The 19,700-nt window shown below is 73.4% G+C and carries 22 protein-coding genes; 6 read left to right on the forward strand and 16 right to left on the reverse strand.

The window, feature by feature from the left end; genetic code table 11:
• A partial coding sequence (locus ABT160_RS40135; protein WP_351653635.1) for a hypothetical protein occupies nucleotides 1–1,237 on the reverse strand: 1,237 nt, incomplete at its 3' end.
• Entirely contained in the window at nucleotides 1,234–2,181 is a 948-nt protein-coding gene (locus ABT160_RS40140) for a 5-dehydro-4-deoxyglucarate dehydratase (RefSeq protein ID WP_351653637.1), read from the reverse strand. The genes ABT160_RS40135 and ABT160_RS40140, both read right to left, overlap by 4 nt.
• Before the next feature lie 252 nt (nucleotides 2,182–2,433).
• Here ABT160_RS40140 and ABT160_RS40145 point away from each other — a divergent pair, with 252 nt between their 5' ends.
• From ABT160_RS40145 to ABT160_RS40160, 4 genes are all read left to right on the forward strand, one after another.
• Complete coding sequence (locus ABT160_RS40145) at nucleotides 2,434–3,243, forward strand: NAD-dependent epimerase/dehydratase family protein (RefSeq protein WP_351653639.1); 810 nt, start codon at nucleotides 2,434–2,436, stop codon at nucleotides 3,241–3,243.
• Between the two features lie 79 nt (nucleotides 3,244–3,322).
• On the forward strand, nucleotides 3,323–3,553 hold the full coding sequence (locus tag ABT160_RS40150; RefSeq protein ID WP_351653641.1) for a hypothetical protein: 231 nt from the start codon (nucleotides 3,323–3,325) through the stop codon (nucleotides 3,551–3,553).
• 90 nt (nucleotides 3,554–3,643) lie between these two features.
• On the forward strand, nucleotides 3,644–4,825 hold the full coding sequence (locus ABT160_RS40155; protein WP_351653643.1) for a TerD family protein: 1,182 nt from the start codon (nucleotides 3,644–3,646) through the stop codon (nucleotides 4,823–4,825).
• 153 nt (nucleotides 4,826–4,978) lie between these two features.
• Nucleotides 4,979–5,317 (forward strand): hypothetical protein, encoded by a 339-nt coding sequence (locus tag ABT160_RS40160; RefSeq protein WP_351653645.1) that lies wholly within the window; start codon nucleotides 4,979–4,981, stop codon nucleotides 5,315–5,317.
• Between the two features lie 106 nt (nucleotides 5,318–5,423).
• On the opposite strand, the gene ABT160_RS40165 is transcribed toward ABT160_RS40160, so the two are convergent.
• Nucleotides 5,424–6,854 carry an alkaline phosphatase PhoX gene (locus tag ABT160_RS40165; RefSeq protein WP_351653647.1) on the reverse strand — a complete coding sequence of 477 codons (1,431 nt, stop codon included), beginning with the start codon at nucleotides 6,852–6,854 and terminating at the stop codon, nucleotides 5,424–5,426.
• Between the two features lie 232 nt (nucleotides 6,855–7,086).
• On the reverse strand, nucleotides 7,087–8,559 hold the full coding sequence (locus tag ABT160_RS40170) for a hypothetical protein (RefSeq protein WP_351653649.1): 1,473 nt from the start codon (nucleotides 8,557–8,559) through the stop codon (nucleotides 7,087–7,089).
• 187 nt (nucleotides 8,560–8,746) lie between these two features.
• On the opposite strand from ABT160_RS40170, the gene ABT160_RS40175 reads away from it, so the two are divergent.
• On the forward strand, nucleotides 8,747–10,582 hold the full coding sequence (locus ABT160_RS40175; RefSeq protein WP_351653650.1) for a DUF8508 domain-containing protein: 1,836 nt from the start codon (nucleotides 8,747–8,749) through the stop codon (nucleotides 10,580–10,582).
• A 155-nt stretch (nucleotides 10,583–10,737) separates the two neighbouring features.
• Here ABT160_RS40175 and ABT160_RS40180 read toward each other — a convergent pair whose 3' ends face one another.
• Genes ABT160_RS40180 through ABT160_RS40190 form a run of 3 tightly spaced genes read right to left on the reverse strand, consistent with a single transcriptional unit; the run spans nucleotide 10,738 to nucleotide 11,909 of the window.
• Nucleotides 10,738–11,052, reverse strand: a complete 315-nt coding sequence (locus tag ABT160_RS40180; RefSeq protein WP_351653652.1) for a DUF4235 domain-containing protein — start codon at nucleotides 11,050–11,052, stop codon at nucleotides 10,738–10,740.
• A gap of 33 nt (nucleotides 11,053–11,085) precedes the next feature.
• Entirely contained in the window at nucleotides 11,086–11,754 is a 669-nt protein-coding gene (locus tag ABT160_RS40185) for a hypothetical protein (protein ID WP_351653654.1), read from the reverse strand.
• Nucleotides 11,751–11,909, reverse strand: a complete 159-nt coding sequence (locus tag ABT160_RS40190; protein ID WP_351653656.1) for a hypothetical protein — start codon at nucleotides 11,907–11,909, stop codon at nucleotides 11,751–11,753. The genes ABT160_RS40185 and ABT160_RS40190 overlap by 4 nt, the downstream gene beginning before the upstream one ends.
• A gap of 179 nt (nucleotides 11,910–12,088) precedes the next feature.
• Here ABT160_RS40190 and dapA point away from each other — a divergent pair, with 179 nt between their 5' ends.
• The gene (dapA, locus tag ABT160_RS40195; protein ID WP_351653657.1) at nucleotides 12,089–12,973 is read left to right on the forward strand and encodes a 4-hydroxy-tetrahydrodipicolinate synthase; all 885 of its coding nucleotides are present in this window, start codon (nucleotides 12,089–12,091) and stop codon (nucleotides 12,971–12,973) included.
• A 3-nt stretch (nucleotides 12,974–12,976) separates the two neighbouring features.
• On the opposite strand, the gene dapD is transcribed toward dapA, so the two are convergent.
• The 9 genes from dapD to sufC all read right to left on the reverse strand — a co-directional run bounded on the left by dapD (nucleotide 12,977) and on the right by sufC (nucleotide 19,694).
• A complete protein-coding gene (gene dapD / locus ABT160_RS40200; protein ID WP_351653659.1) occupies nucleotides 12,977–13,966 on the reverse strand; it encodes a 2,3,4,5-tetrahydropyridine-2,6-dicarboxylate N-succinyltransferase in 990 nt (329 codons plus the stop codon).
• A 118-nt stretch (nucleotides 13,967–14,084) separates the two neighbouring features.
• Nucleotides 14,085–15,140 carry a hypothetical protein gene (locus tag ABT160_RS40205; protein ID WP_351653661.1) on the reverse strand — a complete coding sequence of 352 codons (1,056 nt, stop codon included), beginning with the start codon at nucleotides 15,138–15,140 and terminating at the stop codon, nucleotides 14,085–14,087.
• On the reverse strand, nucleotides 15,133–15,747 hold the full coding sequence (locus ABT160_RS40210; RefSeq protein WP_351653663.1) for an RNA polymerase sigma factor: 615 nt from the start codon (nucleotides 15,745–15,747) through the stop codon (nucleotides 15,133–15,135). Before ABT160_RS40210 ends, ABT160_RS40205 begins: the two co-directional genes overlap by 8 nt.
• Before the next feature lie 82 nt (nucleotides 15,748–15,829).
• The gene (locus tag ABT160_RS40215; RefSeq protein WP_351653665.1) at nucleotides 15,830–16,375 is read right to left on the reverse strand and encodes a TetR/AcrR family transcriptional regulator; all 546 of its coding nucleotides are present in this window, start codon (nucleotides 16,373–16,375) and stop codon (nucleotides 15,830–15,832) included.
• Nucleotides 16,375–16,695, reverse strand: a complete 321-nt coding sequence (locus ABT160_RS40220) for a DMT family transporter (RefSeq protein WP_502984388.1) — start codon at nucleotides 16,693–16,695, stop codon at nucleotides 16,375–16,377. Before ABT160_RS40220 ends, ABT160_RS40215 begins: the two co-directional genes overlap by 1 nt.
• 170 nt (nucleotides 16,696–16,865) lie before the next feature.
• Nucleotides 16,866–17,201, reverse strand: coding sequence for a metal-sulfur cluster assembly factor (locus tag ABT160_RS40225; RefSeq protein WP_351653666.1), 336 nt, complete (start codon nucleotides 17,199–17,201; stop codon nucleotides 16,866–16,868).
• Nucleotides 17,198–17,662 carry a Fe-S cluster assembly sulfur transfer protein SufU gene (sufU, locus tag ABT160_RS40230; RefSeq protein WP_351653668.1) on the reverse strand — a complete coding sequence of 155 codons (465 nt, stop codon included), beginning with the start codon at nucleotides 17,660–17,662 and terminating at the stop codon, nucleotides 17,198–17,200. The genes ABT160_RS40225 and sufU overlap by 4 nt, the downstream gene beginning before the upstream one ends.
• Nucleotides 17,663–17,676: 14 nt before the next feature.
• Entirely contained in the window at nucleotides 17,677–18,933 is a 1,257-nt protein-coding gene (locus tag ABT160_RS40235; protein WP_351653670.1) for a cysteine desulfurase, read from the reverse strand.
• Nucleotides 18,930–19,694: a Fe-S cluster assembly ATPase SufC gene (gene sufC, locus ABT160_RS40240; RefSeq protein WP_351653672.1), complete on the reverse strand. Its 765-nt coding sequence runs from the start codon at nucleotides 19,692–19,694 to the stop codon at nucleotides 18,930–18,932. The genes ABT160_RS40235 and sufC overlap by 4 nt, the downstream gene beginning before the upstream one ends.
• Between the last annotated feature and the right edge of the window lie 6 nt (nucleotides 19,695–19,700).

Raw genomic sequence — 19,700 nt, forward strand, 5'->3', positions numbered from 1 at the left:
GTGCCCCGGGGGGGGGGTGGGGCGGGGGGGGGGGGGGGGGGCCGGGCCCCCCCCCCCCCCCCCGCGGCCCCCCCCCCCCCCCCCGGCGCGGGGGCGCCCGGCGTGCTCGGCCGGGGCCCCCCCCCCCCGCCTCCAGGTCCGCGTCCGAGGCCAGGCCCGCGTGGTACAGCCGCAGTTCGGTGGCGCCGGCCGCCGCCGCCCGGGCCGCGTCCGCCCGCAGCGACCCGGGGGCGCCGCCCATCCCCCGTACCACCGGGAAGTTGGCGGCCAGCACGGCCGGGCCGTGGGCGGCGAAGGGCTCCAGCGCGCCGGTGCCCCCGCCGCACGGCACCACCACCCCGTCCGCGACGCCCAGCACGTGCGCCGGGTCCACCCCGGCGTTCGCCCCGGTGCGGTGCGCCAGCGGGTCGGCGTGCAGCAGCACCCGGAAGCCGGCCGGGGCCGCCCCGCGCACCGCGGCGACCGCCTCCTCCTGGAGCGTGCGGGCCGCCTCGCCGCGGAACTCCATGGTGGCGTCCAGGAGCCGGCGCCCGGCGCCCCCGACCCGGCCGCCGCGCCAGACCGGGTCGAGGGCCGTCCGTACCGCCTGCCGCAGCCCGGCCGGGTCGAGGCCGGTCGCGGCGTACCCGGCGGCGCAGGCGGAGCAGAAGCACAGCGACATCAGGTACTGGGCGGTGTCGTCGAGCTCCGCGCCGCCGGTCTTGTCGTGGGCGTGCAGGTGGGCGAAGCCGTACCAGCCGCAGGACTCCAGCTCGGTGCCGCGCGCCCCGGGCCGGGCCGCCGCCTCCGCCGCCAGGTCCACCAGGTAGGCGCGCACGGCGGGCCGGGCGATGCAGGGCGCCCACGGGTAGCGGTCGCCGTAGGCGTTGACGACGCTGGTGCCGGGGTGCTCGGCGCCGAGCCGGGAGCTGTGCGCGAGGACCACCCAGCTGTGCACGTCGAGGCCGGCGGCGGCCAGCTGCTCCGCCGCCTCGGCCCAGCTGTCGCCGGGCGCCCAGTCACCGGCCGGGTGGGGCCTCAACTCCCGCCCCTCCCAGCGCCGTTCGTCGGGCGGGTAGAGCACGGCCGCGTACTCGGCGGTGACCACGCGGTGGTGCGGGTGGCGCGGGGTGAGGGCGCGGGTGGAGTGGTAGGCGGAGGCCAGCGTGACCTGCTGGATGCCCAGGGCCGCCAGCCGGGAGGCGGCGTCCGGGTCGCCGACCACGTCCCAGGGGTAGAGGAACGCCGACGCCCTCACCGCTCGCGTCCCGCGTCCGCGCCGGGGGCCAGCAGGGCGCGCCCGCGCGCGATGATCCCGGCCAGCTCCTCGACGTGCGCGGGGGCGGGCTCGCTGAGCGGCGGGCGTACCTCGCCGACGTCCAGGCCCTGGAGCCGCACGGCCGCCTTGACCAGGGAGACGGCGTAGCCGCGGCCCTTGGCGCGCAGTTCGACCAGCGGGCGGTAGAAGCCGTCCACCAGGCGGTCGACGGTGGCGTCGTCGCCGTCCGCCAGCGCCCGGTGGAAGGCGAGGGCGATGTCGGGGGCGAAGCAGAAGACGGCGGAGGAGTAGAGGGCGACGCCGATGGCCCGGTAGGCGCGGCCGGTGAGTTCGGCGGTGGGCAGGCCGTTGAAGTACAGCAGGTCCAGGCCCTCGGAGCGCACCGCGCTGACGATGCGCTGCATCAGGTCGAGGTCGCCGACGCCGTCCTTGAGGCCGATGATCCCCTCGACCCGGGCGAGGGCGACGACGGTGTCGGGGGTGAGCACGGCGTTGTCGCGCTGGTAGACGATCACGTCGAGCGAGGTGGCCGCGGCGAGCGCGGTGTAGTGGCGCAGCAGGCCCTCCTGGTCGGCGACGACGAGGTAGGGCGGCATGGCGAGGAGCCCGTCGGCCCCGGCCCGCTCGGCGAGCCGGGCGTACCGGACCGCGAGGGCGGTGCCGTAGCCGGTGCCCGCGACGACGGGGACGCGGCCGGCCGTCTCCTCGACGGCGGCGGCGACGCAGTCGTGGAACTCCTCGGGCGTCAGGGCGTGGAACTCGCCGGTGCCGCAGCAGGCGAAGACGGCCGCCGCCCCGGCCTCGACGCCCGCCCTGACGTGTGCGCGGAAGGTCTCCAGGTCGAGGGCGCCGTCGGGGCCGTACGCGGTGACGGGGAAGAAGAGCAGACCGTCGAGTCGGGTGGCGAGCGGGGCTTGGGTCACGGGCGCTCCCTGAAAGACTGTGCACAATCCTGATCGATGTCCATATCCCTGAACGCGGTCACGCTAGGACAGCCTCCCGGCGCAGGTCAAGGCGCAAACCGCCGCCCGCCGCGTCGAGTTGGGCGGCCCACGCCCCCTTGACCGGCCCGGCCCACGCTCCCTAGCGTGTCCACGCATGTGAATCACATTCAACGCCTGGGCCGAGCGCGGTTCCAGGGGCCCGCAGACCGCCTCAGATACGGAGAACGCCGCATGCCCGCTCCCCGCACCGTCCTGCTCACCGGCGCCGCGGGCGGCCTCGGCACCCTGATGCGGGACCTGCTGCCCGCGTACGGGTACGCACTGCGGCTGCTCGACGTGAACCCGGTGCCGGGCGCGCCGGACGCGATCCGGGCCGACCTCGCCGACACCGGGGCGCTGCGCGAGGCCGTACGGGGCGTGGACGCGGTGCTGCACCTGGCCGGGATCTCCCTGGAGTCCACCTTCGACCGGATCCTGGAGGCCAACGTCCGGGGCACCTACCACCTCTACGAGGCGGCCCGCGAGGAGGGCGTGCCCCGGATCGTGTTCGCCTCCAGCAACCACGCCGTCGGCTTCACCCCGCGCCCGCGCCCGGGCGACCCGCTGATCCCGGTCGCCACCGCGCGCCGCCCCGACACCTTCTACGGCCTGTCCAAGGGCTTCGGCGAGGACCTGGCCCAGCTCTACTGGGACCTGCACGGCCTGGAGACGGTGTCGGTGCGCATCGGCTCCTGCTTCCCCGAGCCGTCCTCGGTGCGGATGCTCTCGGTGTGGATGAGCCCCGCCGACGGCGCCCGGCTCTTCCACGCGGCCCTGACCGCCGAGGGGGTCGGCCACACGGTGGTGTACGGCTCCTCGGCCAACACCCGGCTGTGGTGGGACCTCTCGTCCGCCCGGGCCCTGGGGTACGAGCCGCGGGACGACTCGGAGGCGTACGCGAAGGAGCTCGTCGCCCGGGACGGCGAGCTGGACGAGGACGACCCCGACCACGCCCACCTGGGCGGCCACTTCTGCACCCGGCCGCCGCTCTGGCCGCACTGACGGACGGGAGCGAGGGGGACTGCCGGACGGGCCCGGAAAACCGGGTGCCTCCGGCGCCGGCACCCGTCAGGATGCGGCCATGCCCGCACCCCACGGATTCGCCCACGAGCGCCGCGCCGACGGCACCGTCACGATCACCCACCACGGCCGCGCCGCCACCACCCTGCGCGGACCGCGCGCCGAGAAGTTCCTGGCCGAGGTGGCGGCCGGGGACCCGCAGCTGGTGATGGCCCGCTGGACCGGGGCGTACAAGTTCGGCAACGAGCGCCGGGCCGGGGAGCACCCGCGCAACCGGTCCCGGCGCGACTGACCTCCGCCCGCCCCGCCCGGCGCCGGGCGGCGGCCGTCCGGGTAAGGGAACGGCAAAGCCGCGCCGGTCGTTAGCCCTGGCATGACCGCTATGACCCCCGGTTCGAACATCCCGCTGAGCACCCCCCGCGTGACCGTGGACGTCACCGCGCCCGTGCGGCTGGACGTGTCGGGCCTGCTGCTCACCGGCGACGGCAAGGTGCGCTCCGATGACGACTTCATCTTCTACAACCAGCCGACCGGCCCGGGCGTGAGCCACCGCTCCGGCGGCGGCACGGCCCCCGACGCGATCACCGTCGACACCGCCGCCGTCCCGGCGGGCATCGAGAAGATCGTCGTCACGGCCAGCCCGGACGCCGCGGGCCAGACGTTCCAGGGCATCGAGCCCACCGCCACGATCCGCGACGCGGACACCGGCGCCGCGCTGGCCACGTTCACACCGCCCCGGCTGGGCGCGGAGACGGCGCTGGTGGTCGTCGAGATCTACCTCAGGGGAGGCGCCTGGAAGGCCCGCGCGGTCGGCCAGGGGTACGCGAACGGCCTGGCGGGCATCGCCACCGACTTCGGCGTCACGGTGGAGGAGGAGCCCGCCGCCGCCCCGGCCCCCGCCCCGCAGGCGCCGGCCGCCCCGGTCGCCGCTCCCCCGGCCCCCGCGGCCCCGCCCGCCGCCCCGGCCGCGCCCGCGCCCGGCTCCGGCAAGATCAACCTGGACAAGGGCCGGGTCAGCCTGCAGAAGAACCAGACGGTCTCGCTGGTCAAGGGCGGCCGCCCGCTGCTCTCCCAGGTCAAGATGGGCCTCGGCTGGGAGCCCGCGTTCCGCGGCGCGGACATCGACCTGGACGCCTCCGTCATCGCGTACGGACCGCAGCGCAACCACCTCGACAGCTGCTACTTCGGCAAGCTCTCGATCCTCAACGGCGCCGTGAAGCACTCCGGCGACAACCTGACCGGCGAGGGCGCGGGCGACGACGAGGTCATCGTGGTCGACCTCGGCCGCCTCCCCGCCGAGGCCACCGGCCTGGTCTTCACCGTGAACTCCTTCTCCGGCCAGAAGTTCACCGAGGTCGCCAAGGCCTACTGCCGGCTGCTCGACGCCTCCACCGGCGAGGAGCTGGTCCGCTTCGACCTGACGAACGCGGAGGCCCAGACCGGCGTAATGATGTGCAAATTGATCAAGCAGTTCTCCGGAGAATGGGACATGACGGCGATGGGAGAATTCGTCAAGTCCCGCACGGTACGGGGCATGGTGAAGCCCGCCGCCCAGGCACTGTGACACGGAAGGCCCCGTAATCGGCTTTTCCGGAATTTGGGCGCAACAGGTGAACCGCGGAAAAGGTGAGTTTTCAGGGTTTCTTTTGGGCAGGACATTCCGTTTCCCAGGCAGCAGCGAATCTTCCGCTGCCGCCTCAGAAAGGGATACCAACTCATGAAGTACGCAAAGGCTGCTGCGTTCATCGCCGGTACGGTCCTGGCCCTCGGTTCGGCTGCGCCCGCCCTCGCCGACGACGGCATGCCGTGCGGTGAGACGGTTCCGGCGTGCCCGGGTCAGGCCTCCACGGGTGCCTGGACCAAGGGCAAGGCCGCGTCCGACAAGGACGACCTCATCAACTCGAACACGGTGTCCAAGAACGTCGTCAAGAAGCCGGGCGACGTGCTCGACCTCGACGTCCTGGTCGGTGGCGCCTCGCGTGTCCTGGACAAGGCCAAGGCCACGAACGACACCAACGCCAGCACCAAGGTGAACCAGAAGGCCGACGTCCGCTGAAGCAGCGTCCCCGCCTGATCCGCTGAAAAGCGAAACGAGGGCCCGCCGGAATCCATCCGGCGGGCCCTCCCCCGTTTCCGCTGCCCCTTTTCGGGGCCGGTGATGACTAGTGCCGCGGCGTCCGCCGCCACGGGCCGGTGATCGCGAGCATGATCCCGGGCGTCTGGATGTTGGCGAAGAGGGTGCGGCCGTCGGGCGAGAAGGTCACCCCGGTGAACTCGCTGTCGTTGAAGTCGTTGCGCGCGATCGGGTAGGTGCGCCCGCTGTCGGTGGCGCCGAACAGGTGCTGGACGCCCTCGCCGTCCTCGGCGATGACCAGGCCGCCGTACGGCGAGACGGTGATGTTGTCCGGGCCGTCGAACGCGCCGTCCTCCGCAGGGTCCGGGTTCACCCCGAGCAGCACCTTGAGCGTGAGCGTGCGGCGCTTGGGGTCGTAGAACCAGACCTGGCCGTCGTGCTGCACCGGGCTCTCCGCGCGGGCGTACGAGGAGACGATGTAGCAGCCGCCGTCACCCCACCACATGCCTTCCAGCTTGCGGGCGCGGGTGACCTGGCCCTCGGTGAACTGCTTGCGCACCGAGACCGTCCTGGCGTCGCGGTCGGGCACCGTCACCCAGTCGGCCCCGTACACGGTGCCGATCTTCGTGGCGCGGGAGAGGTCGTCGACGAACCGGCCCGCGGAGTCGAAGCACTTGACGGCCGCGAGCACGCCCGCGTCGTCGGCGAGGCGGCGCAGCCGGCCGCGGCCGTGCTCGAAGTCGTGCGGCGGGGTCCAGCGGTAGAGCAGCCCGTTGGGGGTGTCGGCGTCCTCGGTCAGGTACGCGTGGCCGCGCCGCGGGTCGATGACGACGGCCTCGTGGGCGTACCGGCCGAACGCCTTGACCGGCTTGGGGGCGCGGTTGGCGCGGCGGTCGGAGGGGTCGACCTCGAAGACGTAGCCGTGGTCCTTGGTCATGCCGTTCTTGCCGGCCTTGTCCTCGGTCTCCTCGCAGGTCAGCCAGGTGCCCCAGGGGGTGCGCCCGCCCGCGCAGTTGGTGGAGGTGCCGGCGATGCCGACCCACTCGGCGACCTCGCCGCCGCGGCGGACCTCGACGACCGTGCAGCCGCCGGACGCGGCCGGGTCGTACACCAGGCCCTCGGTCAGCGGCACCGGGTACTGCCAGCCGGAGCGGGGGCCCTTGAGCTCGTGGTTGTTGACCAGCAGGGTGACGCCGCGCGGGCCCTCGAAGGCGGCGGTGCCGTCGTGGTTGGAGGGCGTGATCTCGCCGGACTCCAGCGTGGTGACGCCGCTGTGGGTGATGACGCGGTACGTGAATCCGGCGGGCAGCGCCAGGACGCCCTTCGGGTCGGGCACCAGGGGGCCGTAGCCGACCGGGCGGTCGTGGCCGTGACCGTGGTCGTCGTGACCGTGGCCGTGGCCGTCGTCGTGGGCGAGGGCCTCCGGAGCGGTGCCGAGCACGCCGACGGCGCCGGTGAGGGCGACGCCCGCACCGGTGGCGGCGGACTGCTTGGCGAATTCTCTGCGGGTGAGCGGCATCTCGGTCTCCCTGGGTGGGCCGGTCGTCGGCGCCACGTTCCCGCCCCCGCCTGAACGCGGGTTGAACGTGGACCGACAACGATCTACCGCACGACGCCCTCTTGGGTGAATGCCGGTGGATGCCGGTGGGATGTCCGTGACTGCCGGTGGATGTCCGTGACTGCCGGTGGGTGCCCGAGGGACACGGGCCCCGCCGGGGGGGCGACCAATCAGGCCACCCCCTGACGCGACGTCAGTTGCCGCTGCGGGAGCGGGCCTTGAAGGCCGCCTTGCGGGCGTCCTTGGCCGTCTTCTTGTCCCGGTGCAGCTGGCCCATCGCCTCCAGGACGTCGGCCGTCGCCGGGTGCTCCACCCGCCAGGCCGCGTCGAAGAAGCCGCTGTGCTGCCCGGTCAGGCCCTCGACCAGGTCCTGGAGCTCCTCCAGGTCGCCGTCGGCGGCCAGTTGGGCGGCGATCGTGTCGATGGCCAGCCAGAAGATCATCGGCTCCGGCGGGGGCGGCACGTCCGCGGCGCCGCGCTCGGCCAGCCAGACCCGGGCCAGACCTCCCAGCTCCGCGTCGTCGAGCACCTCGCGCACCGCGGCCTCCGCCTCGCCGCCCACCAGCGAGAGGGCCTGCTGGCAGTGGAGCCGGCGCAGCGGCGAGCCCGGGTCGGTGCCGCGGGCCGCGGCCAGCAGCTCCCGTACGCCCTCGGCGGTGTCCCGGCGGCCCAGCCAGAGCTCGACCTCCGCGCGGGCGGCCGGCTCCGGGTAGTGCGCGAGCCCGTCCAGGAGCACGTCGGCGCCCTTGTCGGCGAGGTCGCCGACCGCGGGGGCCTCCACCCCGGCCTCCAGCATCCGGGCCCGGATGCCGTAGAGGCCGAGCGGGGTCAGGCGCACCATGCCGTAGCGGGAGACGTCCTCGTCGTCGACGGGCGGGGCGGGCTCCTCGCCCTCCTCGGCCATCAGGGCCTCGTCGACCGGGTCGTACTCCACCAGGCCGATCGGCTCCAGGATCCGGAACTGGTCGTCCAGGCGCATCATCGCCTCGGAGACCTGCTCCAGGATGTCGTCGGTGGGCTCGCCCATGTCGTCGGGGACGATCATCGACGCGGCGAGCGCGGGCAGCGGCACCGGGCCCTCGCCCGCGCCGCCGTCGGCGACGGTGAGCAGGTAGAGGTTGCCGAGGACGCCCTCGAGGAACTCGGCCTCCGCCTGCGGGTCCCAGTCCAGCGCGTCGAAGTCGATCTCGCCGTCCTCGCCCACGAGGTCGGCGAAGTCGTCCAGGACCGGCGCGGTGGCGTCGGCGAAGACCACGTCGAAGCCGTCCAGCCAGAGCGCGAGCACGTCCTGGGGGCCGCCCGCGGTGAGCACCCCGAGGTTCTCGCCCGCGGTGGCGGTGCCCGTGCCGTCCCCGGCGCCGTCGTCCCCGGCGTCCTCGGCCTCGTCGGGGTCGGTCACCTCGACCAGGCCGGTGTCCACGGCGACCCGCCACGCCTCGCTCGCGAAGGCCTGGCCGTCCTCGTCGGGCTCCAGGCCCAGCGCGACGGCGGCGGCGGGCAGCTGCTCCTCGACCAGTTCGCCACCGGCCCCGACCCGGGTCTCCCCGCTCGCCCAGCGGGCCAGCGTCACGGCCCGGGCCAGGAGCGGCGCGGCGAGCGCGGCCCGCGCGAGCTCCGCGTCCGGGTGCAGCCGCACCGGCGGCAGGGTGGGGCGGTCCGGTGACATCAGGGTTCTCCTCGGGCGTGCGGGCTTACGGCGGCCCCCAGCGTAGACGCAATTCGCCCGGGTCCAGCCGGTTCATGGACCCTTCAGCCCTCGTACACCCGTCGACCCTTGACAACTGCCGTGCTCACACAAGAGATTGACGCGCGTAGATCGTCCGTGCTTCCTCCAACCCCCGGGAGCCCCCTTCATGTCTTCCTCCATAGCGAGAACCGGCGCGTTCGCGTCCGTCGTGACGGCCGCCCTCGCCGCCGGCCTGCTCGCCGGTCCCGCCAGCGCCGCCGACACCCCCGGCCCGGTCCGCATCCACGACATCCAGGGCACGACCCGGACCTCCCCGCTGGTCGGCAAGCAGGTCACGGACGTGGAGGGCGTCGTCACCGGCGTGCGCGCCTACGGCTCCTCGCGCGGCTTCTGGTTCCAGGACACCCAGGCCGACGCCGACCCGGCGACCAGCGAGGGCGTCTTCGTCTACACCGGGTCCAACCCGACCGTGGCGGTCGGCGACGCGGTCAAGGTGTCCGGCACCGTCACCGAGTTCGTGCCCGGGGGCCTGGCCTCGGGCAACCAGTCGCTCACCCAGCTGTCCAAGCCGGCCGTCACCGTCGTCTCCTCGGGCAACCCGGTCCCGGCGCCCGTGACCATCACCGCCCGCACGGTGCCCTCGCGCTACGCCCCGGAGGGCGACCCGGCCAACGGCGGCTCGGTCAACGGCCTGGCCCTGCGGCCGCGCGCCTACGCCCTGGACTACTACGAGTCCCTGGAGGGCATGAACGTCCGGATCGGCACCTCGCGGGTGGTCGGCGCCACCGACCCGTACAGCGAGCTGTGGGTGACGGTGAAGCCGGGCGAGCACGACAACCGCCGGGGCGGCACGGTCTACGGCTCGTACGGGTCCCAGAACACCGGGCGCCTCCAGGTCCAGTCGCTGATCCCGCTCGCCCAGCAGCCCTTCCCGAAGGCGAACGTCGGCGACGTGCTGCGCGGCGCGACCGAAGGCCCCCTGGACTTCAACCAGTTCGGCGGCTACACCATCACCGCCCGCACCCTGGGCACCGTCCAGGACGAGGGCCTGGAGCGCGAGGTGACCCGCCCGCAGCGGCGCGGCGAGCTGGCCGTGGCCACGTACAACGTGGAGAACCTGGACCCGAGCGACCCGCAGGAGAAGTTCGACGCGCTCGCGAAGGCGGTCGTGGAGAACCTGTCCTCGCCCGACGTGGTGGCCCTGGAGGAGATCCAGGACGACAACGGCGCCAAGAACGACGGCACCGTGTCGGCGACGCAGACGCTGACGAAGTTCACGGCGGCGATCACCGCGGCGGGCGGCCCGGCCTACCAGTGGCGCTCGGTGGACCCGGAGAACAACAAGGACGGCGGCGAGCCCGGCGGCAACATCCGCCAGGTCTTCCTCTTCAACCCCGAGCGGGTGTCCTTCACCGACCGCGCCCCGGGCGACGCCGCCACCGCCACCGGTGTGGTGAAGGAGAAGGGCCGCGCGGCCCTGACCCACTCCCCCGGCCGCATCGACCCGGCGAACGCGGCCTGGACCAACAGCCGCAAGCCGCTCGCGGGCGAGTTCGTCTTCCGCGGCCGCACGGTCCTGGTGGTCGCCAACCACTTCGCCTCCAAGGGCGGCGACGAGTCGATCACCTCGCACCACCAGCCGCCGGCCCGGGTCTCCGAGACCCAGCGGCTGCTCCAGGCCCAGGCCGTCAACGGCTTCGTCAAGGACGTGCTGAAGGTCCAGCGCGACGCGGACGTGGTGGTCCTCGGCGACATCAACGACTTCGAGTTCTCCGGGACCACGAAGGCGCTGACCGACGGCCGGGCGCTGTACCCGGCGGTCAAGTCGCTGCCGCGCTCCGAGCGGTACTCGTACGTCTACCAGGGCAACAGCCAGGTCCTGGACCAGATCCTGACGAGCCCGTCGATCGACGACTTCGACTACGACAGCGTCCACATCAACGCGGAGTTCGCCGACCAGAACAGCGACCACGACCCGCAGGTGCTGCGCTTCCGCCCGTAGCCACGGGACCGCGCGCACGGGCCCGCACCGGCAGCACCGGTGCGGGCCCGTCGCGCGTGCGTACGTGCCTACGTGCCTACGTGCCTACGTGCCTACGTGCCTACGTGCCTACGTGCCTACGTGCATACGTGCATACGTGCATACGTGCATACGGCTCAGGCGGGCCACTTGCCGGTCATCCGGCGGACCCCGGCGGCGCCGCCCCGGTCCGCCGCCGCGCGGGCCACGGCGAAGATCGCGCCCTGCAGCGCGGAGGCGATCAGCACGTCCCGCCAGCTGCGCTCCTCGTCCAGCGGGTCCGGAGCATCCCGGCCCTCGCCGAGGACCTGCCAGGTCCGGCTGAACAGCGCGCCCGCCGCGGCGCCCGCGGCCATCCCGAACAGCAGGCCGACCGGCCGGTAGGCCATCTTGATCTTCTTCGGCTTGGCCTTCTTGGCCTTGCTCTTGGTGGACTCCGTCAGTTCCGTCATGCCCCTATCCTTGCCCGCTGGTCCGGTGGCCTGTCACGCACCCTGTCCGTGGCCGCCCCGCAGTCGCCCCAACCGGCTCTGGAACCAGTCGAGGCGGGCCTGGAGCAGTGCGGCCTCGGCCACCAGTTCGGGTACCCCGCCCGGCTCCGCCCAGTCCCCCTCGGCCACCGGCTCCGCGGCCACCCGCAGCCCCTGCCCGGCCAGCCGGGCGAACTCCGCAAGGCCCACCGGTACGCGTCCGCCCAGACAGAGCGGGCACACCGGCTCCAGCGCGGCCCAGCCGGGGCGGCCCCGGCCCGCGTCGGCCAGCGCGGTGGCCCGCCGACGGCAGCGGCAGGGCCCGACGGTGGCGGCGCGCACCCGCTGGCGGGCGTAGCGGAAGCCGCGCTCGAAGCGGATGAAGGAGCCGAGCACCGACACCTCCAGCAGGACCGAGCCGCGGTACTCGGTGGCGCAGAGCAGACCGGCCGCCTCGGCGCGCTCGTGCAGGCAGTGGAAGCCGCAGTCGCACCAGCGCGAGGGCGACCGGTGGCGCCGCCCGTACGCGCAGTGCGCCGCGTCGAGCACCCCGTACGGCAGGGCGGCCCCGAGCGAGACGCCGACGAAGCCCGCCCGGGCGCCGTCGTGCGACAGCGCCGGGCGGGCGACCTTCCAGCCGGTGGGCGGCTCCGTCGGGTGTTCCTCGGGGAGCCGCGCCCTCATCGTCCGGCGGCGGCCGGTTCGGGCGCCCCGTCCCGCTCGGCGGCGACCGGCCCGGCCGCCGGCAGTGCGTCGGTCTTCGGCAGTTCGCCGGTCGTCGCGGCCTCCAGGGGCCGTTCCTCCGCGGTTCCGGTGGAGAGTGCCTTGCCCAGCCTCATGACGGACCTCCCGTATGGGGACGTACACACCAGACGGTGCACACCGATCGCGTCAGGATGGCGCATGCCGCCCGGGCCGCTCAAGACCGCGTCCGGCCACCACGTTTCAGCAGTGCTAACCGCTCACCCCAAGCAGATCTAAGTGGACCTTCACCGCGGTGGCGCCCGAGACTGCGGGGATGAGCCTTCCACGCCCCTTCGGCCGCGCCCTGTGCGCGATGGTCACGCCCTTCACCGCCGCCGGCGCGCTCGACCCGGACGCCGCCGGGGCGCTCGCCGCGCGGCTGGTCGCCGAGGGCTGCGACGGCCTGGTGCTCAACGGCACCACCGGCGAGTCGCCCACCACGAGCGACGCCGAGAAGGCGGAGCTGGTACGGGTGGTGCGCGCGGCGGTCGGCGACGGCGTCCCGCTCCTGGCCGGCGTCGGCACCGCCGACACCCGGCACACCGTGGAGCTGGCCCGGGAGGCCGAACGCGCGGGCACGGACGGCCTGTTGGTGGTCACCCCGTACTACAGCAGGCCCCCTCAGGCGGCCGTGGAGGCCCACTTCCGCAGGGTCGCCGACGCGGTCGGCATCCCCCTGGTGCTGTACGACATCCCGGCGCGCACGGGTACCCGGATCGAGCCGGAGACCCTGCTGCGGCTCGCGGAGCACCCGCGGATCGCCGGGGTGAAGGACTGCGCCGACGACCTGCTGGCCTCGGCGAAGCTGATCGCCCGCACCGGCCTCGCGTACTACTCGGGCTCGGAGGAGCTGAACCTGCCGCTGTGCGCGGTGGGCGGCGCGGGGTACGTGAGCACGGTCGCCAACGTGGCGCCCCGTCAGATGCGGGCCCCCATCGACGCGTTCGACCGGGGGCAGACGGCGGAGGCGGCCCGGCTGCACGGGCTGACGCTGGACCTGGTGGAGCTGATGATGGCGTCCGGGCTGCCCGGCGCGGTCACCGCCAAGGCGCTGCTCGGCCTCCCGGTGCGCGAACCGCTGCAGCCCGCCGGCCGGGAGGCGGCCGACGGGCTGCGCGCGGCGCACGAGGCCCTGGTGAAGGCCTCCGCCGCTGACTGAGCGTCAGTTGTGGCTGTGGAGCACGTCGTTGAGGCCGCCCCAGACCGCGTTGTTCGGGCGGGCCTCGACGGCGCCGGTCACCGAGTTGCGGCGGAAGAGGATGTTGGAGGCGCCGGAGAGCTCGCGGGCCTTGACGATCTGGCCGTCGGGCAGGGTGACCCGGGTGCCCGCGGTGACGTACAGGCCGGCCTCGACCACGCACTCGTCGCCGAGCGCGATGCCGACCCCGGCCTCAGCGCCGACCAGGCAGCGCTCGCCGATGGCGATGACGACGTTGCCGCCGCCGGACAGGGTGCCCATGGTGGAGGCGCCGCCGCCGATGTCGGAGCCGTTGCCCACGACCACGCCGGCGGAGATGCGGCCCTCGACCATGGAGGTGCCCAGGGTGCCCGCGTTGAAGTTCACGAAGCCCTCGTGCATCACGGTGGTGCCCTCGGCCAGGTGCGCGCCCAGCCGGACCCGGTCGGCGTCGGCGATGCGGACGCCCTTGGGCGCCACGTAGTCCGTCATGCGCGGGAACTTGTCGATCGAGGTGACCTGGAGGTGCAGGCCCTCGGCGCGGGCGGCGAGCCGCACCTTCTCGACGTCGTCCACGGCGACCGGGCCGAGCGAGGTCCAGGCCACGTTGGCGAGCAGGCCGAAGACGCCGTCCAGGCTCTGGCCGTGCGGCTTGACCAGGCGGTGGCTGAGCAGGTGCAGGCGCAGGTAGGCGTCGTGCGCGTCGAGCGGCTTCTCGTCCAGGGAGGAGATGACCGTACGGACGGCGACGACCTCGACCCCGCGGCGCGCGTCGGCGCCCAGCGCCTTGGCCGCGCCCTCGCCGAGCAGCTCCACGGCGCGCTCGGCGGAGAGCCGCTCGGTGCCCGAGGGGCCGGGCGCGTCGGCCAGCTCGGGGGCGGGGAACCAGGTGTCGAGCACGGTGCCGTCGGCGGTGAGGGTGGCGAGGCCGGCGGCGACGGCGCCGGTGGTGCGAGAAGCAGTGGTGTCGGTCATGACAGGAAACCTAACCGGCGGGGCCGCACGGGGGCGAACCGGTCTCAGGGTCCGGTCCCCGTACGGCCCCGTACGGCCCGGGCCGCCCACCCCCGTGGGACGGCCCGGGGCGGGGTGGTCAGCGGCGCTGACCGGGCCTGTCGACGATCTGGACGTCGCCCTTCAGCACGTAGTACATGGCGCCCTCCTGGAAGACCCTGAGGTAGACCGGGTCGCCGTCCTTCGTGGTCGTCCCGGACCCGAGTGCCCCGCCCTCGGCCCCGACCGACTTCCTCGCGATCGCGCGGGTGCCGAGCAGCCGGTAGGTGACGGGGTCCAGGAGCAGGTCCTCGTCCGCCACCACGGCCCGCTTCGGGGTCGCGAAGCTCACGACGCGGACCTCCTTGCCGAGCACCGGGTCGCGCTCGTCGGCCACCCGCACGCCCTCGACCCGGGCCAGCGCCCGGTAGACGGTGGCGGTGAAGGACGGGGAGGCCTTGAGCCCGATGAGCAGCGGTTGCAGGAGTTCCCGGTACTCGTCGGCCGGCTTGGACGTCTGTCCGGCCAGGCCCGCCCGCTGGAGGTCGGCGAGCAGCGACTGCGGCTTGTGCGGCTTGGCCGCGAAGGCGTAGTAGGCGGTCAGCGGCTTGCTCCCGGACGGCAGGTCGACCACGTGCAGCGTGTCGCACGTGCCGCCCAGGTGGACCTTGGCGGCGTTGCGGGTGCCGTCGCCCTTGTGCCAGACCTCGTCGTGCCGCATCTGGACGTACGTGGAGGAGTCCAGGCCCGGCACGTGCGCCGCGCACGCCGCGGGCAGGGCCGGGCCCTGCGGAACGCCCGCCGGCGCGATGTCCACCGTCTCCCGCAGCGCCCACTGGTCGGGGCGCAGCGTCGGCGCGGCCTGGCCGCGGCCCGCCTCCTCGATCTGGTCGGCCATCCGGTCCAGCACGGCCGCGGCGCTCTCCAGGCGCGGCTCCCGCGGGGTGTCGGACCCGGCCTGCGTGCCGAGCACCGCGACCGCGGCCACCGCGGCCGCCGCGCCCGGGGCGAGCACCTTCCAGGTCAGCACCCGGCGACCGCCGCCGGGCCCGGCGGCGGCCGCGTCGAGCAGCCGCTGGCGTCCGGGGGTGAGGCGGGCGCGGTCGGGCCGGGGGGCGTCGTCGCGCATCGTGCTCAGGGTCGTCATCTCATCCATGGCTGGCCGCCTCCCGCGGCTGGGGGTGGGAGAGTTCCGCGGTGGGGTCGGTGTCGCCGAGCGCCGAGCGCACCTTGCGGCGGGCCCGGTTCAGGCGGGAGCGGACGGTGCCGACGGGGATGCCCAGGGCCTCGGCGACCTCCTGGTAGGCGAGGTCCGCCCAGGCCACCAGCAGCAGGACGTGGCGGTCGCCGGCGGAGAGCGAGGCGAGGGCCGCGGCGAGCGGCGCCTGCGCCGCGCGGGCGTCGACGCGGCTGTCGGCCCCCTCGGTCCAGGACTCGGCGACCGGGTCGTGGCCGGTGCGGGCGAGGGCCTTGAGGGCGCGGACCTCGGTGCGGCGCTGGCGGCCGATGAGGTTGGCGGCTATGCCGTACAGCCAGGGGCGGGCATTGGCGCGGTGCTGGTCGTAGCGGTCCCGGCGCCGGAAGGCGATCAGGAAGGTCTCCGCGGTGACGTCGTCCGCCGCGCCCTGACCGAGGCGGCGGGCGCAGTAGCGGTGGATGTCCGGGGCGTACCGGTTGTACAGCTCCGCGAAGAGCTCGGGCCGCTCCAGCGATCCGGCGACGACGCGGGCGTCGTCGTCGGGTTCTCTCGGTGGGCCGATCACGTGGTCTCCGTATCTGCCGATCGTCGTGCGTACAACCGCTGTTGCCCGTACGCCCCGATCGGGTTCACGCGACCCCCGTGCGTCAGTCGCGCCCCTCCAGGACCCGCCCGATCATCTCCCGCGCGTACGCCTCGTCGTAGGGCGCGTCCGTCAGCAGCACCTGGAGGCAGATCCCGTCGATCAGCGCCACCAGCGCGCGGGCGGTGGCCGGGTCGGTGCGGTGGGCGAGCACGGCGCCGACCTGGGCGCCCCACTCGGCGGCGACCGGGCGCAGCGCGGGGCGGCGCAGGGCGGCCAGGTAGAGCTCGTACTCCAGCTCCACCCGGGCCCGCTCGCCCGCCAGCCAGTCGCCGGTGAGCCGGGCCAGTTCGGCGGCGGCGTCCGCGTCCGGGCCGGCGAGGGCCGCGCTCTCGCGCAGGGCCGCGCCGAAGCCCTCCCCGGCCTGGCGCAGCGCGGCGACGAGGAGTTCGTCGAGGGAGGCGAAGTGGTACGTGGTGGAGCCGAGCGGCACATCGGCCTCGGCGGCCACGGTGCGGTGGCTCAGGCCCGCGATCCCGGCGCGGCCGACCACCCGCAGGGCGGCGTCGACGATGCGCTGGCGCCGCTCGGGGTCGTAGCGGCGGGGCATCAGTGGGCCCCGCCGAGGTTGAGCACGACGACGCCGAGGATGACCAGGGCGATGCCCGCGATCTTGACCAGACCGGCCGACTCGCCGAGGAAGAGCATGCCGATGGCGGCGACGGCGGCGGTCCCGATGCCGGCCCATATCGCGTACGCGGTGCCCACGGAGAGGGTCTTGAGCGTCTGCGCGAGCAGCGTGAAGGCGACGACGTAGCCGACGACGGTGATCACGGACGGCCAGAGCCGGGTGAAGCCCTCGCTGTACTTCATGGCCGTCGTCCCGGTGACCTCGGCGGCGATGGCGGCGGCGAGGAGCGCGTATCCCATGCGTACGAGCGTACAGATCGATGCGTACGTCCGTACACATCGCGGCGGTGAAACGGGAGTGACCGCTGGTGGGCGTGGGGGTGAAGGGACGGTAGGGCACCGTCCTGGCACGCGGAAGGGCCCCGCACCGTTCCCGGTGCGGGGCCCTTCCGCGTGCGTACGACAGCGGCTCAGACGTTGAAGCCCAGCGCGCGCAGCTGCTCGCGGCCGTCGTCGGTGATCTTGTCCGGGCCCCACGGGGGCATCCAGACCCAGTTGATCTTCAGCTCGTTGACGATGCCGTCCGTCGCGGCCTTCGCCTGGTCCTCGATCACGTCGGTCAGCGGGCAGGCCGCCGACGTCAGCGTCATGTCCAGGGTCGCGATGTTCGCGTCGTCGATGTGGATCCCGTAGATCAGGCCCAGGTTGACGACGTCGATGCCCAGCTCGGGGTCGACGACGTCGTACAGGGCCTCGCGGACCTCTTCCTCGGAGGCGGGCTTGAGCGCCGCCGCGTTCTCGGTCATGCGGTCTTCCTCTCCGCGTCCGTGCCCAGGGCCTGGGCCGTCGCGTCCTTCCAGGCCATCCAGCTCAGCAGGGCGCACTTCACGCGCGCGGGGTACTTGGAGACGCCGGCGAACGCGACCGCGTCCTCCAGCACCTCCTCCATCGCGTCGTCCGGCTCGACCTTGCCCTTGGACTGCATCAGCTCCAGGAAGACCTCCTGGACCTTCTGCGCCTCGGCCAGCTCCTTGCCGACGAGCAGCTCGTTGAGCACGGACGCCGAGGCCTGGCTGATGGAACAGCCCTGGCCCTCGTAGGAGACGTCCGCGATCCTCGTGCCGTCGTACTTCACGCGCAGGGTGATCTCGTCGCCGCACGTCGGGTTGACGTGGTGCACCTCGGCGTCGCCGTCCCGCAAGCCCCGGCCGTGCGGGTGCTTGTAGTGGTCCAGGATGACGTCCTGGTACATCGAATCCAGCTTCACGCGTCGTCAGCCCCTCATCCGAAGAAGTTGCGGACGTGCTCCAGGCCCTCGACCAGAGCGTCGACCTCGGCCGGAGTGGAGTACAGGTAGAACGACGCCCGCGTGGTCGCCGGAATTCCGTAGCGCAGGCAGACCGGCCGCGCGCAGTGGTGGCCCACGCGCACCGCGATGCCCTGCTCGTCGAGCACCTGGCCCACGTCGTGCGGGTGGATGTCGCCGAGCGTGAAGGAGATCGCCGCGCCGCGGTCCTCGGCCGTCGCGGGCCCGATGATCTTCAGGTCCGGGACTTCGAGGAGCCGCTTGACCGCGTACTCGGTGATCGCGTGCTCATGGCGCGCGATCTTGTCCATGCCGATCGAGTTCAGGTAGTCCACGGCCGCGCCCAGGCCCACGGCCTGCGCGATCGGGGGCGTACCGGCCTCGAACTTGTGCGGCGCGGGGGCGTAGGTGGAGGAGTGCATCGAGACGGTCTCGATCATCTCGCCGCCGCCGAGGAACGGCGGCAGGTCCTCCAGGAGCTCCTGCCGTCCCCACAGCACGCCGATGCCCGTCGGGCCGCACATCTTGTGGCCGGTGAAGGCGACGAAGTCCGCGCCCAGCGCCTGCACGTCCAGCGGCATGTGCGGGGCGGCCTGGGAGGCGTCGATCAGCACCAGGGCGCCGACGTCCTGGGCGCGCCGGACGATGGTCTCGACCGGGTTGACGGTGCCGAGGATGTTGGAGACCAGCGTGAAGGAGACGATCTTCGTCTGCTCCGTGATGACCTCCTCGATGTTCGACAGGTCGAGGCGGCCGTCGTCGGTGAGGCCGAACCACTTCAGCTTCGCGCCGGTGCGCTGCGAGAGCAGCTGCCACGGGACGATGTTGGAGTGGTGCTCCATCTCCGTGATGACGATCTCGGTCTCGCGGTCCACCCGGTAGGGCTCGTCGGCCCAGCCGAGCATGTTGGCCACGAGGTTGAGCGACTCCGAGGCGTTCTTGGTGAAGATCACCTCGTCGCGGCTCGGCGCGTTGATGAAGGCGGCGACCTTGTCGCGCGCGCCCTCGTACAGCGCCGTGGCCTCCTCGGCCAGCACGTGCACGCCGCGGTGGACGTTGGCGTTGTGCTGCTCGTAGTACTCGCTGAGTACGTCGATCACCTGGCGCGGCGTCTGCGAGGTCGCCGCGTTGTCCAGGTAGACGAGCTTCTTCCCGTCGTGGAGTACCCGGTCGAGGATCGGGAAGTCCTTGCGGATCGCCTCGGTGTCGAGGAGGCCCGGCAGCTGTGTCACGCGGATGCGCCACCCTTCGTGTACTTGTCGTACCCCTCGGCCTCCAGCTGGTCGGCGAGCTCGGGGCCACCCGACTCGACGATCCTGCCAGCGGCGAAGACGTGCACGTGGTCCGGCTTGATGTAGCGCAGGATCCGGGTGTAGTGCGTGATCAGCAGGGTGCCGACCTCGCCGCTCTCGCGGACGCGGTTGACGCCCTCGGAGACGATGCGCAGGGCGTCGACGTCCAGGCCGGAGTCGGTCTCGTCGAGGATCGCGATCTTCGGCTTGAGCAGCTCCAGCTGGAGGATCTCGTGGCGCTTCTTCTCACCGCCGGAGAAGCCCTCGTTGACGTTGCGCTCGGCGAAGGCGGGGTCCATGGAGAGGCGCTCCATGGACTCCTTGACCTCCTTGACCCAGGTGCGCAGCTTGGGGGCCTCGCCGCGGACGGCGGTGGCGGAGGTGCGCAGGAAGTTGGAGACCGAGACGCCGGGGACCTCGACCGGGTACTGCATGGCGAGGAACACGCCGGCGCGGGCGCGCTCGTCGACGGACATCTCCAGGACGTCCTCGCCGTCCAGGGTCACGGTGCCACCGGTGATCGTGTACTTGGGGTGGCCCGCGAGGGAGTACGCGAGGGTGGACTTGCCGGAGCCGTTGGGGCCCATGATGGCGTGGGTCTCGCCCTGCTTCACGGTCAGGTCGACGCCCTTGAGGATCTCCCGGGGGCCGTTCTCGGCCTCGACGGAGACGTGCAGGTCGCGGATTTCAAGCGTTGCCATGGGTGA

The sequence above is a fragment of the Streptomyces sp. NPDC001941 genome, from assembly GCF_040296945.1.
In the GTDB taxonomy this organism is placed as follows: domain Bacteria; phylum Actinomycetota; class Actinomycetes; order Streptomycetales; family Streptomycetaceae; genus Streptomyces.